Here is a 13,671-nt window from a genome sequence, read left to right as displayed (position 1 = left end):
CGGGGGGCCGCGCGGCCGGAACCGCGCGGGCAGGAGGCGCCCGGAGGAGCGGTCTGGTGGAGCCGTCGTTCGGATGCCGGGGACGCCGGGACGGATGCGCGGGAAGCGTGGAGGGAGGAGAGGGCCCTCTACGTTCTGATGACGCAGGTTCTGTAGAGATCGACGGCGGTGGCGTCCGCGCGCAGCACCGGACGGGACGCGGCGGCAACGGGTACCGCGTCGCCGCTCGCCGGAGCCGGCCGGGGAGCGGACGCACAGGGCTGGTCGGAGCGGGTCAGCGCCGCGCCACCGGGCGCGTCCTGGCCGCCCCCGTCCTGACAGCCGCTGGTGTCGGGGCCCACCGACGCCTCGACGGCCGAGCCGTAGGGGGTCGTCACGCGCGTACGCTCGGCCTTCTCCGTGGCGGAGGAGGCCGACGCCGCACCTGACCCGAGCACGGTGAGCAGACAGACGAGGAGCGCGAGCGGGTACAGGGCGCCGGTGCGCCACGCACCACGCCGGTTCCCGAGCCCTCGCCCGCTCATGCCGCCAGCTCTCGCCCGCTCATGCCGCCCGATACTAGGTCCGTGCCACGGCGGTACTGAAGACTTCAATGAGCCTGATGTACCACTGCTTCACACGACGTCACACGGCGTCACACCGGACACGGCGTCACACCGGGCGCCGCATGCAGACCCTCGGCCACCGGTCCAGGCCGTGGGCGGCCTCCTTCCGCCGCACCTCCCGCAGCTCCGGGCCGATCGACGCCTCGTCGACGGTCTCGAAGCCGCAGCGCGCGTAGTACGGCGCGTTCCACGGCACCTCGGCGAAGGTGGTGAGGGTGAGCGCCGGGACCGCACCGGCCTCGGCGGTGTCGGCCAGGTGCTCGATGAGGGCGCGGCCGACGCCGCGCCGTGCGTGGTCGGGGTGCACGGACACCTGCTCGACGTGCAGGGCGCCGTCGACGTGGTCCGCGAGGAGGTACGCGACGGGCCGGTCGCCGTCGTCGACCGCGACCCAGGCGCGCCCCGCCCGCTGGTAGTGCGCGAGCTCCTCCACCGTCGGCGGCTCGTCATCGGCGATCTCCGGCATGCCGACGTCCCGGAAGCAGCGGCCCGCGGCCCTCTCGATGTCCTGGAGCAGGGGAAGTTCGCCGGGGTCGACCACTCGGATGCGCATGATCCAATTGTTCCCGACGGCTCCGCTCCGCGCTCCCCCTTTTCTTCCCGTTCCGGAGGCGCGGAGCGGGCGGGGGCCGCCACCGGCCCCCGCCCGCGCGCGTCACTCGCTCTCGACGGTGATGGCCTGCACCGGGCAGGCGCGTGCTGCCTCCTTCAGCATCGGGTCGCCCGCTCCGTCCGTGCGGCCGGGCAGCAGTTCGCTGAACCCGTCGTCGTCCTGGGTGAACACGCCGGGGGCGGTCAGGACGCACTGGCCCGCGCCGATGCAGCGGTCCGTGTCGATCGTGATGCGCATCAGCCGCGCCCCCAGCTGACGGGCAGCTCGATGAGTCCCTGGATCGTGTCGCCCGGCTTGATCGGAACCTCGTCCGGCGGCACGGCGAGCCGTAGGTCGGGGATCCGGGCGAGCAGCGATTCGAAGGCGATCTCCAGCTCCAGGCGGGCGAGGTTCTGCCCGAGGCACTGGTGGATGCCGAAGCCGAAGGCGAGGTGGTGGCGGGCGCTTCTGCGGACGTCGAGGTCGTCCGGCTCCGCGTAGACGGCGGAGTCGCGGTTGATGGCCGACGCGGCGAGGAACACGCCCTCGTGCGCGCGGATGGTCTGCCCCGCCACCTCGATGTCGGCGGTGGCGACCCGCTGGAGCCCGTCGGCGATCGACAGGAAGCGCAGCAGCTCCTCCACCGCGTCGCGGATCAGCGCCGGCTCCCCGCGCAGCGCCGCGAGCTGATCCGGGTGTTCGAGCAGGGTGAAGGTGCCGAGCGAGATCATGTTGGCGGTCGTCTCGTGCCCGGCGACCAGCAGGATCAGCGCCATCCGCGCCAGTTCGTCGCGGTCGAGTTCGCCGGTGTGCAGCCGCTCGCGGACGAGGTCGTCGAGCATGCCTTCGGCGAGGCCCTCCTCTGCCTCGGGGTGGCTCTCGGCGATCCGGCTCTTCCGGTCGACCAGGCCCTCCAGGTAGTCCATGAGTTCCCGGCGCGCCTCGTCGGACTCGTCGGCCGTCTTGCCGCGCAGCAGGCGGCGCGACGCCTCCTCGAAGAAGTCGTGGTCGGCGTACGGCACGCCGAGGAGTTCGCAGATCACCATGGACGGCACCGGAAGCGCGAACGCGGACACCAGGTCCACGGGCGGCCCCTGTTCGAGCACGGCGTCGAGGAGCTGGTCGACGATGTGCTGGATGCGGGGTCGCATCGCCGCCACCCGCTTCACGCCGAACGGCGGGATCAGCATGCGGCGCTGTCTGTTGTGCTCGGGGTCGTCCACGCCGAGGAGCGCGGTCCGCACGCGGCGCGAGAGCTCGAAGCGCGGGGCGATGGAGGGGAAGGCCGGATTCTGTCGGTTCGCGGAGAGCCGGGGGTCGGTGAGCAGCGCCTGGGCTTCGGCGTGCCCGGTGACGAGCCAGGCCTCGGTGTCGTCGTAGAGCGTGATGCGGCTGAGCGGGCCCTGTTCGCTCAGCGGGCGGTAGCCGGCGGGCGGGTGGTAGGGGCAGGTGCGGTCCTGAGGAAAGGGGGCTGCTTGCGTCATGCTGTCTCCGGTGTACGGACGGGCGTACGGATCTGCCGGTCCCCCGAGGCGTTCCGTCCCCTACTACATGCCCCTTGCAGCCATTTGGACTATGCGCGGTTCGGCCAAGTTCGTCGCGCATGTCCCCCACACGGATGATGAAGGCCGAAAACAGCGCCTCCGGACGCCGCACCGCGCCGCGTCCGCCTCAGCACTCTCGATCCTTTCCTCGCTCGGACGCCCCGCCGACCGAACCGAATTGGCTGGTTCCCTCCCTTCATTCCATCGGGCTACCAGGACTTTCTCCCGTACCGCCCTGCGGCGAGGCTCGGGAGGAACACTCCCTTCGCACCAGGAGGTACCCCCATGCGCGCTCGCGTGCTCCTCGCCTCGGCCGCTCTCGCCGTGACCACGCTGGTCGGCGGCGCCGCCTCGGCCGCGGCCGACGCCGACGCCAACGGCACGGCGGAGAACTCGCCCGGCGTCCTCAGCGGCAACCTCATCCAGGTGCCGGTCGACGTCCCCGTGAACCTCTGCGGCAACTCCGTGAACGTCGTGGGCGTGCTGAACCCCGCCACGGGCAACAGCTGCCCGGCCGGGCACTGACCCCTAGCGCGGCGCGGCGAGGCCCTTGAGGTCGCGGACGTACCAGTTGTGGCACGTCCCGTCCGCCTCGCGGACCTGCTTCATGTACGTGAAGCCCGCGCGCCGTGCCACCGCTTCCGACGCGGCGTTGGCGGGGTCCACCCGGATCACGCCGACGCGCGCGCCCTCCGTCGCCGTGTAGCGGCAGACCAGGTCGACCGCGCGGGTCGCGAGCCCCTGGCCCCGCCAGGCCGGGTAGAGCCCGTAGGCGATGTTGGCCGCGCCGGGGGCGAGGCCCGGCAGGGTGAGCCGTACGTCGATGGTGCCCGCGAGCGTCGGGCCCTCCCCCGCGCGCACGCCGAAGGCGCGCAGCGTTCCCTTGTCGGCCCACTGGTCCTGGCAGTGGCGCACGTACTCCTCCGTGCTCGCCCGGGTGCTGGGCTCGCCGTTGAGCCAGCGCACGAGGAGCTCGTCCTCGCCCGCCAGATGCGCGTCGACGTCCTCCAGGGTCAGGGGGGACAGGGTGACCACGCCGTCCGACAGCTCGATGTTCCGCACGGGGCGACTGTCGCCCCCTGTCGCCGCGAGGGCAAGCGAATATCGCGGGCGGTGCCGTGGGGCGCGAGGCCCGCACCCCACGGCACCGGGCTCAGGAGGCCACGTACTCCCGCAGATGACGGGCCGTCAAGGTGTCGGCGTCCGCGACCAGTTCGGCCGGTGTGCCGGTGAACACCACCTCGCCGCCGTCGTGTCCGCCGCCCGGGCCGAGGTCGATGATCCAGTCGGCGTGGGCCATGACGGCCTGGTGGTGTTCGATGACGACGACCGAATTGCCGTCGTCGACGAGCCGGTCGAGCAGGGCGAGCAGCTTGTCCACGTCGGCCAGGTGCAGTCCGGTCGTCGGCTCGTCCAGGACGTACGTGGACGACTTCTCGGCCATGTGGATGGCGAGCTTCAGGCGCTGCCGCTCGCCGCCGGACAGGGTGTTGAGCGGCTGCCCGAGGCGCAGATAGCCCAGCCCGACGTCGCTGAGGCGGCCCAGGATGGTGTGCGCCTTGCCGGACGGGAAGAAGTCGTACGCCTCGGCGACCGACATGCCGAGCACCTCGCTGATGTCCTTGCCGCGCAGCCGGTACGTCAGGACCTCGGGCGTGAACCGCTTGCCCGCGCACTCCTCGCACACCGACGCGACCTGCGCCATCATCGCGAGGTCGGTGTAGACGAGGCCGATGCCGTTGCACTTGGGGCAGGCGCCTTCGGAGTTGGCGCTGAACAGCGCCGCTTTGACGCCGTTGGCCTTGGCGAAGGCGGTGCGGATGGGGCCGAGGAGGTTGGTGTACGTCGCCGGGTTCGAGCGGCGCGAGCCGCGGATCGGCGACTGGTCGGCGACCACGACGCCGTCCTGCCCGGACAGATAGCCGTGGACGAGGGAGCTCTTGCCGGACCCGGCGACGCCGGTGACGACGGTGAGCACGCCGAGCGGCACGTCGACCGCCACGTCCTTCAGGTTGTGCCGGTCGGCGCCCTTGATGGACAGGTGCCCCTGGGGCGTACGGACGCTCGTGCGCAGCTTCGCCCGGTGGCCGAGGTGCCGTCCGGTGAGGGTGCCGGACGTGCGCAGGCCCGCGACGTCGCCGGTGTAGCAGATCCGGCCGCCCGCCTCCCCCGCGCCGGGGCCCAGGTCCACGACGTGGTCGGCGATCGCGACGACCTCCGGCTTGTGCTCGACCACGAGCACGGTGTTGCCCTTGTCGCGCAGCCGCAGCAGCAGGCCGTTCATGCGCTGGATGTCGTGCGGGTGCAGGCCGATGGTCGGCTCGTCGAACACGTACGTCACGTCGGTGATGCTGGAGCCGAGGTGGCGCACCATCTTCACGCGCTGCGCCTCGCCGCCCGACAGCGTGCCCGACGGCCGGTCCAGGCTGAGGTAGCCGAGGCCGATCTCCACGAGCGAGTCGAGGAGGTCCCGCAGACCGGCGAGCAGCGGCGCCACGCCCGGCGCGTCGAGGCCGCGGACGAACGCCGCCAGGTCGCTGATCTGCAGGGCCGAGCACTCGGCGATGTTCAGCCCGTTGACCTTCGAGGAGAGCGCGGCCCGGGTGAGGCGGGTGCCCTCGCACAGCGGGCACCGGGCGAAGACGACGGCGCGCTCGACGAAGGCCTTGATGTGCGGCTGGAGCGACTCACGGTCCTTCGCCAGCCAGCTGCGCTGCATCTTGGCGACGAGGCCTTCGTACGTGAAGCCGTTGGAACCCACCTTCACCTTGACGGGACCCTTGTGGAGCAGGTCCTCCCACTCCTGCGCGGTGAAGTCCCGCAGCTTCTTGTCGGGGTCGTAGAAGCCGGAGTTGGCCATGACCTGCCAGCTCCAGGAGTCCACCGCGTAGTAGGGGACGGTGATGGCGCCCTCGTTCAGGGAGAGGTCGCGGTCCACCAGCTGGTCGGTGTCGACGGTCGAGACCTCGCCGGTGCCCTCGCAGTCGGGGCACATGCCGTCGGGCACGTTGAAGCTGAAGGCTCCGGCGGTGCCGATGTGCGGCTCCCCCAGGCGGCTGAAGATGATGCGCAGCATCGTGTACGCGTCCGTGGCGGTGCCCACCGTGGAGCGCGAGTTGGCGCCCATCCGCTCCTGGTCGACGACGATCGCCGCGCTGAGGTTGCGCAGCTCGTCGACGTCGGGGCGGCCGACGCTCGGCATGAAGGACTGGATGAACGCGGCGTACGTCTCGTTGATGAGCCGCTGCGACTCGGCGGCGATGGTGCCGAAGACCAGGGAGGACTTGCCCGACCCCGAGACTCCCGTGAAGACGGTCAACCGCCGTTTCGGCAGGTCGAGCGATACGTCCTGCAAGTTGTTCTCCCGCGCACCGCGGACCTGGATCACGGAGTGGCTGTCGGCGGGGGTGACGTTCACGAGCGCTCCTCGCACTTAGGTTCGACCTGAGCGAACAGCGTACACTGTACTCAGTGAAGGCAGGGGGGATATTGCCACACCTTCCGACCAGGGGCGTTCACCAAGGCATTACGCCCTGAATGCGCAGAAAGGCTTCTTCTCCCGCATACCTCCGCCGTTCGGGTGAACGCCCGAATGCCGTGATCGCGCCGGGGGCAGTCTGGCCGTGCCCGCCCAGCAGCCTCGGACGGGTCTCTCCCAGCGATGCGAAGGTGCCCATGCTCCGCAAACTCGCCCTGTCCACCGCCGCCCTGGTCACCGCCCTGGTCCCCGCGCTCGCGACGGCTCCCGCGTCGGCGGCCGGGCCCGGCGTCGAGCGCGGCCCCGGCGAAGTGTGCTTCTGGACCCAGCCGGGCCAGCACGGCACGGGCTTCTGCTACAAGCCCCCGGGCTATCGGGACGTACCCGAGTCCCACCACGACAAGACGGCCTCGTTCCGCTCGGACGCCAACCAGAACCTGTACGCGATCGACTGGGGACGGCACGACTGCTTCTACCGGCTGATCCGGCCGTACGACTACAGCGACAACTGGTCCTGGGGATCGCGGATCGACGGCGTGTCCCACACGGACGAGGGCTGCCAGGCGGCCTGACCGGCCCGGCGGCCGCCACCGGCGCACCCGTCCCGCGCCCGGCAGCCCGAAGAGCGGCCACCCCGACCACCCGAGAAGTTCAAGCGAAGCGAACAGAAAGGCCCCTCACGCCCATGAGCACGAAGAACGTCTCCACCACCCCCAAGAACTCCGCACGGCGCGGTCTCCTCGCCGCCGTGGCGGCGGCTGCCCTCCTGATGACGGGCGGCTTGGTCGCGGCCGCGCCCGCCGGTGCCGCCGACTGTCCCAGCGGCCATTTCTGCGCCTGGGAACACGCCAACTACGACGGCCAGCGCGCCAACTGGTCCGGGGACGACGGCTGGTGGGAGAGCTACATCGCCGACGAGGACTCCTCCTGGGCCAACCACGGCATCTCCGGTCCCGGCATCAAGGACCACGTCAAGGTCTACTCATCGAGCGGCCAGGGCGGCCACATGACCATCTGCCTCACGCCGGGCCAGGAGGTCAACTACAACGGCGCGGCCAATGACAACGGCGACTCCCACACCTGGGCCATGAGCTGCTGAACCCGGCTCCCCGGCGCGGGCCCGCACCCCCTTGCCCGGGGTGCGGGCCCGTTCCCGTGCTCAGCGGGGCAGCACGTGCCCGCCGCGCCCGGCGAGCGCACCGGCGACGGCCATCGGCACGGCGATGACGACCAGGCCGACCAGGCCCGCGGTCCAGTGCCCGCTCAGGTCCCGTACGGCGCCGAAGAGCGCGGGCCCGACGGCGGCCACCAGATAGCCCACGCACTGCGACATCGCCGACAGGAGTCCGGCCTCCTCGGTGGTGCGGGCCCGCATCGACATGAAGGCGATGCCCAGGCTCAGCACGGCTCCCAGGCCGAGGCCGAGCAGCGCGGCCCACAGGGCGGCGGCGCCGGTCGGGGCGGCGGTGAGCCCGATCAGCGCCACGGCGCACAGCGCGCTGCCGAGCACGGCCAGATGACTCTGCCGCCGCGAGCGCTGCGCGAGCACGGGCACCAGCAGGGACGTGAGCATCGCGAAGCCCATGCAGACGGCGAGCAGCACGCCCGCCCGGCCCTCGGAGTACCCGTGGGAGATGTAGAAGGAGGGCAGCCAGGTGGTGGCCGTGTAGTAGATGAGGGACTGGAACGCGTAGAACAGGGCCACGGCCCAGGCGAGCCGGTCGCGCCACAGCGATCCGCCCGCGCCCGCGGCGGCGTCGCGGCGGGCGGGACCGCCGCGACGCAGGCGCGGCGCCCACACCAGCACCGCGACCAGCGCGAGCAGCCCCCACAGGGCGAGCCCACCGGACCAGTCGAGGCCGAGGCCGTCGCGCAGCGGTACGGTCGCGGCGGCCGCCACGGCGCCGCCGCCGACGAGCATCGTCGAGTGCAGGCCCGACATCAGACCGACGTGGCGGTGGAAGTCGCGTTTGATCAGTGCCGTCACGACGACGTTGGCCACGGCGACGGCCGCGCCGATCAGGAGGGTTCCGGCGAACAGCGGGGGCAGGGCGGGCACGAGGCGCACGGCCGCCCCGGCCAGGAGCACCACGAGCACGGCGACGAGGGTGCGCTCCATCCCGTGGCGCCGGGCCAGGCGGGGCGCGAGCGGGGCGAAGACGCCGAAGCAGATCAGCGGCAGCGTCGACAGGACGCCCGCGGCGCCGTTGGACAGGCCGGTGGCGTGCCGGATGTCGTCCAGGAGGGCCGAGACGGCCACGATGACGGGCCGCATGTTCAGGCCGATCAGGAGGACGGCCAGGGCGTACGGGAGCAGGCGGCGGGCGGGGCGGGCGGCAGTGGGTCCGGGGGCGGGCGCGGCTGCGGCTTCGGGGCCGGAGGACGTGGTGGCTCCGGGCTCGGCGGGAGGGTTCACGACGCACTTCCTCGGGGGTGACGGGGCCGAAGGGCCCGGCCGGTCAGGGAGGTGGCGGTGGATCGGCCCTGCTCAGGCGGAGCGCTCCGCCGCGTGGCACGTGTGGCAGACGACGCGGCGGCCCGGCCGGTCCCGCGTCGCCTTGCCCATGCCGCTGGGCTGATGGAGGACGGTCGGCGTGACGTGTCCGTGGTCGGCGCAGACGACCAGGTTGCAGCGGCTGCAGATGCCGATGCCGGCGGTGCCGCTCCTGCCGTCGAGGTCGCAGTCGTAGCACTTCATGGGGATCTCCGTCGGGGTCGCGCGCCGGTGGCCTCCCGGTTCGGGGCACGGGTGTCCCGGGAACCGGCGGGGCGGCGCGTCGGAAGAGGGGTGGGGTCGCGGGCGGCGGCTCTCGCTCGCCGATCGGCTCGGGCGGTCGGCGGTCCGTCGTCGTACGAGACAGTAGCCCGCTAGTTTGGACAGAGTCAATTCTAGGATCGGGTCGCGCTCAGGGTGCCGGACGTGATCCCGTTAGACTTCCGGGACGGAACTGGGGGTGCATCGTCATGGAGCAGCGAGCGGCCGATCTGCTCAGGGCCAAGGGGCTGCGCAGTACGGCACAGCGTCGCGCCGTGCTCACCGCCCTGCACGGCCATCCGCACTCCACGGCGGCCGAGTTGGAGAGTCGCATCGGCGTCGCCGCCGACGGCTCGCCCTCCTCCGGGAGCCTGTCCCGGCAGGGCCTGTACAACGTCCTCGACGACCTCGCGCGGGCGCGGCTGATCCGCTGCATCGAACCGGCGGGCTCCCCCACCCGCTACGAACTCCGCGTCGGCGACAACCACCACCATCTGGTCTGCCGGTCCTGCGGCCGCATCGAGGACGTCGACTGCACCGTCGGCCACGCCCCGTGCCTGACGCCCGGGGACGACCGCGGCTTCGCGGTCGACGAGGCGGAGATCATCTGGTGGGGCGTGTGCGCGGACTGCCGACCGGCACGCGGCTGACTCAGGGCCTCACGCCCAGCGACCGTCACTCCCCGCCACCCTTCCCGTCCGAACCGGGAACGTTTCCCGACCCACCCCGGCGCTGCCCCCTGGCCTCCGGGTGCCTCCCGGCAGCACGCTCTAGAAGCTGTCAGAACAGGGAGGAAACGGTATGAAACTCTCGATCCGCAGGCTCGCCACCGTCGGCACCGCGCTCGCCGCGACCGTGGTGCTCATGGCCCCCACCGCTTCGGCCGTCAAACCGGGCGAGACGTTCCGCTACGGCAGCCTGGACTGCACCGCCTCAGCGGACATGAACGGGAACGGGGCGCTGAAGTGCACCGGCACCATGGACGTCACCTGGCGGGCCAAGGTGAAGTGCAAGGCGGGCTTCACGTCCTACGGCTCGTGGCAGACCAACGCCCAAGGCGGCACCAAGGAGTCCAAGTCCGAGTCCAAGTGCGTGTTCGCCGTCGAAGACGTCACTATCGACCCCATCGTCTGATCCGCGCCCGCCTGACCCGCGCCCGTCCGCCCCTCGTCCGTCCGGCCCGAAATTCGTTGGCACGCGCCACGGCGGCGTGGCTAACCTGGCGTTCGCACTGTTGATCGCCGACCGGGCCGCGTGCCCCTGAAAGAGGTGTCTTGATGCCCCGGGTCGCGCCGAGCGCGCCTCGCCGCACCGTCTGACCGTCCGCTTCCTCTGCCGCCGCGCCCGTGCGGCGGCCGGACGCCGGATTCCGGTGCCTTCATTCCGCCGAAGCCGCTCGGCCTGCTCTTGCTGTCGTTTTCCATCCCTCAGCAAGGAGTATCCCGGGTGTCCCACCCCACCGGAGCTCGTCAGAGCGACGCCCACAACACCCTCAAGCTCGGCACCTTCGCCTGCGCCTGGTGCGGCCTCACCGTGCCCGCCACCAGCGCCGACGGCGTGCCGCGCGACCACTGCCCGTCGTGCCTGCACTCGCAGCACCTCACCGACCACGTCGAGGGCGGCACCAGCCGGTGCCGCGGGCGGATGTCCCCGATAGCCATCGCCGTCCTGCGGACCGGCGACTGGCGGGTCATCCACCGCTGCGTGCGCTGCGACGAGCTCACCTCGAGCCCCGTCCGCACGGACGACAACCAGCTCATCCTGATGCGCATGGCGGTCCGGCCGCTCGCCCAACCGCCCTTCCCGCTCGAAGCGTTCGGGACCCTGTGACCCGGACCGAGGGGAAGGAGACCGCCATGCCGCGTCGCAACAACACCCGTGAGCCGTCGTCGGCGCGCCGCCGCCCGCAGCGGCACAAGGACGTCCTGCACGGTCAGGGCGGCCACCGCGCGCACGACTTCCGGTGCGTCGGCTGCCGGCTCGACGTGTCCCTGGACGCGCCGGGCACCGGGCACCGCAATCACTGCCCGCACTGCCTGGCCAGCCTGCACGTCGACCACCGCGTCCCCGGCGACCGCGCCTCACCCTGCCGCGGCCGCATGGAGGCGCTGACCATGACCGCGCGCCCGGACGGCGAGTGGATGCTCATCCACGAGTGCCTGACGTGCGGCGAACTCAGCGCCAACCGCGTCGCGGGCGACGACAACGCGCTGGCCCTGGTGCGCCTGGCCCTCAAGCCGCTCCAGGACACCGGGGTGGCGAGCCGCACGCTCCTCACCCTGTGACGGCCGGGGCCGCCGTGTCCCCACGGCGGCCCCGTACCCGCACGGCTCCGGGAGCTACGGCGCCATCTCGTACGTACCGGACAGCGCCTCGACGCGCGCCCAGACGCGCGCCGAGCGGGCGTCGTCGACGACCGGGCGACGGACCGCGCCGAGGGCCCAGCTCTGCTGCTCGGCGGTGGCGGAGTCCTTGCCGTGCAGCTCGACGGCGTACCCGGAGAAGTCCCGTACGAGGACGGCGAAGAGCTCGTCGAGCACGTCCTGCTCCAGGCCGGTCAGGCGCGCCTGCTCCAGGATCAGCTGCCCGTGCACCACGAGCGCGAACAGCTGGCCGACGGCGAGGAGCAGATCGAGGTCGCGGCTCTGCTCCTCGTCCGGGGCGGCCGTGGTGACGAACGTGCAGAGGGCGTCGGCCTGTTCGCGGAATCGGGCGACGTTGGGCACGTCGGCGTACGCGTCGTAGGCGGCGCGCCAGTCGTGGAAGCGGATGGAGCCGAGGCCCCGGGCCGGGCCCTGCCGGAAGAGGAAGGCGTCGTCGGCCGCGTCCAGGCGGGTCGGCACGGGCGCGTAATCGGCCGGGTTCAGCAGGTGGTTGCCCATGAACTTCAGGATCAGCGCGAGGTTGACGTGGACCGTGCCCTCCAGCTTCGGCAGGCCCCGGATCTCGGTGGCGGCCTGGGCGAAGTAGGTGTCCTTCTCGAAGCCCTTGGCCGCGATGACGTCCCACATCAGGTCGATGACCTTCTCGCCCTCCGTGGTCACCTTCATCTTCGTCATCGGGTTGAAGAGGAGGTAGCGGCGGTCGTCGGGCCCGGCCGAGCGGAAGTAGTCCACGGCGCGGTCGCTGAACAGCTTCATCCCGACGAGGCGGACGTAGGCGTCGGTCAGCTCGCGGCGCACGTGCGGGAACGCGGTGACGGGGCGGCCGTAGAGGATGCGGTTCTGGGCGTGGGTGACGGCCTCGTACATCGCGTGCTCGCAGATGCCGATCGCGCCGGTGCAGAGGTTGAACTTGCCGACGTTGACGGTGTTGAGGGCGGCGTCGAAGGCGGCGCGGCCGGTGTGCAGGATGTCCTCGGCCCTGACCGGGTAGTCGTCGAGCCGGAACTCGCTGACGTACTTCGAGGAGTCCACGACGTTCTTCACCAGGTGGTACGCCTCGTGACGACTGTCGGCGGCGAAGAAGACGTAGCCGTCGGGGCCCTCCACGTCGGTGCGGCGGCCGAAGACGGAGACGAGGCCCGCGGCGTTGCCGTTGCCGATGTAGTACTTGGAGCCGCTGGCGCGGAAGCCGCCGTCGCCGTCCGGCTCCAGGAGCATGTCGGTGGAGTAGATGTCGGCGCCGTGCGACTTCTCGGACAGGCCGAAGGCGAACACCTCGCCCTGAGCGAGGAGTTCGGCGGCGCGGGCGCGGGCGGCGGCGTTGTCGCTCTGCCAGACCGGGCCGAGGCCGAGGATGGTGACCTGCCACGCGTACCAGTAGTCGAGGCCGTAGAAGCCGAAGATCTCGTTGAGGGCGGCGATCCGGGCGGTGTCCCAGCGCTTGTCGCCCTCGTCCTGCCCGGCGGCGGACGCGGGGGTGAGGAAGGTGGCGAACAGCCCTTCCTTGGCGGAGAACTCCAGGAAGTCCGCGAGCCAGGCGCGGGAGCGGTAGTCCTCGATCAGCCGGCGCTTGCCGCGCGCCTCGAACCAGTCGACGGTCGCCCGCAGCAGCCTGCGGGTCTCCGCGTCGAAGTGCTTCGGGTCGTACGTGTGAGGGTTGAACAGCAGCGGGTCGGCCATGGCCATTCGCCTTTCCGGCTCAGAGGTCGAGGAAGGTGGGGAAGGTGACGCAAGGGGGAGAGCGGTGGGTGCGTCAGCGCCGGGCGCCGAGCCGTTCGAGGGTGGCGATCACGTCGTCGAGCCAGGCGAGCGTCATCTGTTCGTACGCGATGCCGCCGCGCAGCACGACGTGCTGGAGCTCCTGCCGGTCGTCGAGCGCTTCGGGGGCCTCGGGTCCGGTGAAGTCGCGCCGCTCCCCCGCGAGGTAGTGCCCGAGCCGGTCGGCGTGCGCCTGCCGGTAGCGCCGCACCTCGCGGATCAGCGCTGCCGGGTCGTCGAAGGCCGCGCCACGGATCTTCACGGCCAGCTCGTGCCGGACGCTCTCGGGTTCGATCGGCTCGTGCAGCCACCCGGAGAGCGCGGCGCGGCCGAGGGCCGCGACGGAGTACTCCTTCTTGTCCGGCCGGTCCTGCTGCGCCACCTCGCGGGCCTCGATCCAGGCGTCGCTCTCCATGCGCTTGAGGACGCGGTAGATCTGCTGGTGCGTGGCGGTCCAGAAGTAGCCGATGGACCGGTCGAACCGCCGGGCCAGCTCGTAACCGGAGCCCGGCTGCTCAAGGAGGGAGACGAGGATCGCGTGCTCAAGCGCCATGC

17 protein-coding genes are annotated in these 13,671 nt (G+C 71.7%); 7 read left to right on the top strand and 10 right to left on the bottom strand.

The window, feature by feature from the left end; all coding sequences use genetic code 11:
• Positions 1-128: 128 nt before the first annotated feature.
• The 4 genes from IG74_RS0107880 to IG74_RS0107865 all read right to left on the bottom strand — a co-directional run bounded on the left by IG74_RS0107880 (position 129) and on the right by IG74_RS0107865 (position 2,681).
• On the bottom strand, positions 129-524 hold the full coding sequence (locus tag IG74_RS0107880) for a hypothetical protein (RefSeq protein ID WP_030671845.1): 396 nt from the start codon (positions 522-524) through the stop codon (positions 129-131).
• Positions 525-651: 127 nt separating this feature from the next.
• The gene (locus IG74_RS0107875) at positions 652-1,158 is read right to left on the bottom strand and encodes a GNAT family N-acetyltransferase (protein ID WP_030671843.1); all 507 of its coding nucleotides are present in this window, start codon (positions 1,156-1,158) and stop codon (positions 652-654) included.
• A gap of 102 nt (positions 1,159-1,260) precedes the next feature.
• Positions 1,261-1,455, bottom strand: coding sequence for a ferredoxin (locus tag IG74_RS0107870; RefSeq protein ID WP_030671840.1), 195 nt, complete (start codon positions 1,453-1,455; stop codon positions 1,261-1,263).
• On the bottom strand, positions 1,455-2,681 hold the full coding sequence (locus IG74_RS0107865; RefSeq protein WP_030671837.1) for a cytochrome P450: 1,227 nt from the start codon (positions 2,679-2,681) through the stop codon (positions 1,455-1,457). Before IG74_RS0107865 ends, IG74_RS0107870 begins: the two co-directional genes overlap by 1 nt.
• Before the next feature lie 345 nt (positions 2,682-3,026).
• Here IG74_RS0107865 and IG74_RS0107860 point away from each other — a divergent pair, with 345 nt between their 5' ends.
• A complete protein-coding gene (locus tag IG74_RS0107860; RefSeq protein WP_030671834.1) occupies positions 3,027-3,266 on the top strand; it encodes a chaplin in 240 nt (79 codons plus the stop codon).
• A gap of 3 nt (positions 3,267-3,269) precedes the next feature.
• Here the strand turns inward: IG74_RS0107860 and IG74_RS0107855 are convergent, their stop codons facing one another.
• Positions 3,270-3,803, bottom strand: coding sequence for a GNAT family N-acetyltransferase (locus IG74_RS0107855; protein WP_030671831.1), 534 nt, complete (start codon positions 3,801-3,803; stop codon positions 3,270-3,272).
• Between the two features lie 91 nt (positions 3,804-3,894).
• Positions 3,895-6,159, bottom strand: a complete 2,265-nt coding sequence (locus IG74_RS0107850) for an ATP-binding cassette domain-containing protein (RefSeq protein ID WP_030671828.1) — start codon at positions 6,157-6,159, stop codon at positions 3,895-3,897.
• Between the two features lie 257 nt (positions 6,160-6,416).
• On the opposite strand from IG74_RS0107850, the gene IG74_RS0107845 reads away from it, so the two are divergent.
• Together IG74_RS0107845 and IG74_RS0107840 are read left to right on the top strand one after the other, a co-directional pair.
• Positions 6,417-6,791, top strand: a complete 375-nt coding sequence (locus IG74_RS0107845) for a hypothetical protein (protein WP_030671825.1) — start codon at positions 6,417-6,419, stop codon at positions 6,789-6,791.
• Positions 6,792-6,904: 113 nt separating this feature from the next.
• The gene (locus IG74_RS0107840) at positions 6,905-7,318 is read left to right on the top strand and encodes a peptidase inhibitor family I36 protein (protein ID WP_051854686.1); all 414 of its coding nucleotides are present in this window, start codon (positions 6,905-6,907) and stop codon (positions 7,316-7,318) included.
• A 60-nt stretch (positions 7,319-7,378) separates the two neighbouring features.
• Here the strand turns inward: IG74_RS0107840 and IG74_RS0107835 are convergent, their stop codons facing one another.
• The gene (locus tag IG74_RS0107835) at positions 7,379-8,635 is read right to left on the bottom strand and encodes an MFS transporter (protein ID WP_051854685.1); all 1,257 of its coding nucleotides are present in this window, start codon (positions 8,633-8,635) and stop codon (positions 7,379-7,381) included.
• A 72-nt stretch (positions 8,636-8,707) separates the two neighbouring features.
• The gene (locus tag IG74_RS0107830; RefSeq protein WP_030671817.1) at positions 8,708-8,917 is read right to left on the bottom strand and encodes a DUF2180 family protein; all 210 of its coding nucleotides are present in this window, start codon (positions 8,915-8,917) and stop codon (positions 8,708-8,710) included.
• 266 nt (positions 8,918-9,183) lie between these two features.
• On the opposite strand from IG74_RS0107830, the gene IG74_RS0107825 reads away from it, so the two are divergent.
• The 4 genes from IG74_RS0107825 to IG74_RS0107810 all read left to right on the top strand — a co-directional run bounded on the left by IG74_RS0107825 (position 9,184) and on the right by IG74_RS0107810 (position 11,259).
• Positions 9,184-9,624, top strand: coding sequence for a Fur family transcriptional regulator (locus IG74_RS0107825; RefSeq protein WP_030671815.1), 441 nt, complete (start codon positions 9,184-9,186; stop codon positions 9,622-9,624).
• 151 nt (positions 9,625-9,775) lie between these two features.
• Complete coding sequence (locus IG74_RS0107820) at positions 9,776-10,108, top strand: hypothetical protein (RefSeq protein ID WP_030671812.1); 333 nt, start codon at positions 9,776-9,778, stop codon at positions 10,106-10,108.
• A gap of 312 nt (positions 10,109-10,420) precedes the next feature.
• Positions 10,421-10,804, top strand: coding sequence for an RNHCP domain-containing protein (locus IG74_RS0107815; protein WP_030671809.1), 384 nt, complete (start codon positions 10,421-10,423; stop codon positions 10,802-10,804).
• A gap of 26 nt (positions 10,805-10,830) precedes the next feature.
• Positions 10,831-11,259 (top strand): RNHCP domain-containing protein, encoded by a 429-nt coding sequence (locus IG74_RS0107810; protein ID WP_030671807.1) that lies wholly within the window; start codon positions 10,831-10,833, stop codon positions 11,257-11,259.
• Between the two features lie 54 nt (positions 11,260-11,313).
• Here the strand turns inward: IG74_RS0107810 and IG74_RS0107805 are convergent, their stop codons facing one another.
• Complete coding sequence (locus IG74_RS0107805) at positions 11,314-13,038, bottom strand: acyl-CoA dehydrogenase family protein (protein ID WP_030671804.1); 1,725 nt, start codon at positions 13,036-13,038, stop codon at positions 11,314-11,316.
• Positions 13,039-13,111: 73 nt separating this feature from the next.
• The gene (locus IG74_RS0107800) at positions 13,112-13,669 is read right to left on the bottom strand and encodes a PadR family transcriptional regulator (protein ID WP_030671801.1); all 558 of its coding nucleotides are present in this window, start codon (positions 13,667-13,669) and stop codon (positions 13,112-13,114) included.
• Between the last annotated feature and the right edge of the window lie 2 nt (positions 13,670-13,671).

It is taken from the genome of Streptomyces sp. NRRL B-1347, assembly GCF_000720325.1.
In the GTDB taxonomy this organism is placed as follows: Bacteria; Actinomycetota; Actinomycetes; order Streptomycetales; family Streptomycetaceae; genus Streptomyces.
The sequence above is the reverse complement of the archived record's forward strand: the minus strand, read 5'-3'. Positions and strand labels throughout refer to the sequence as shown.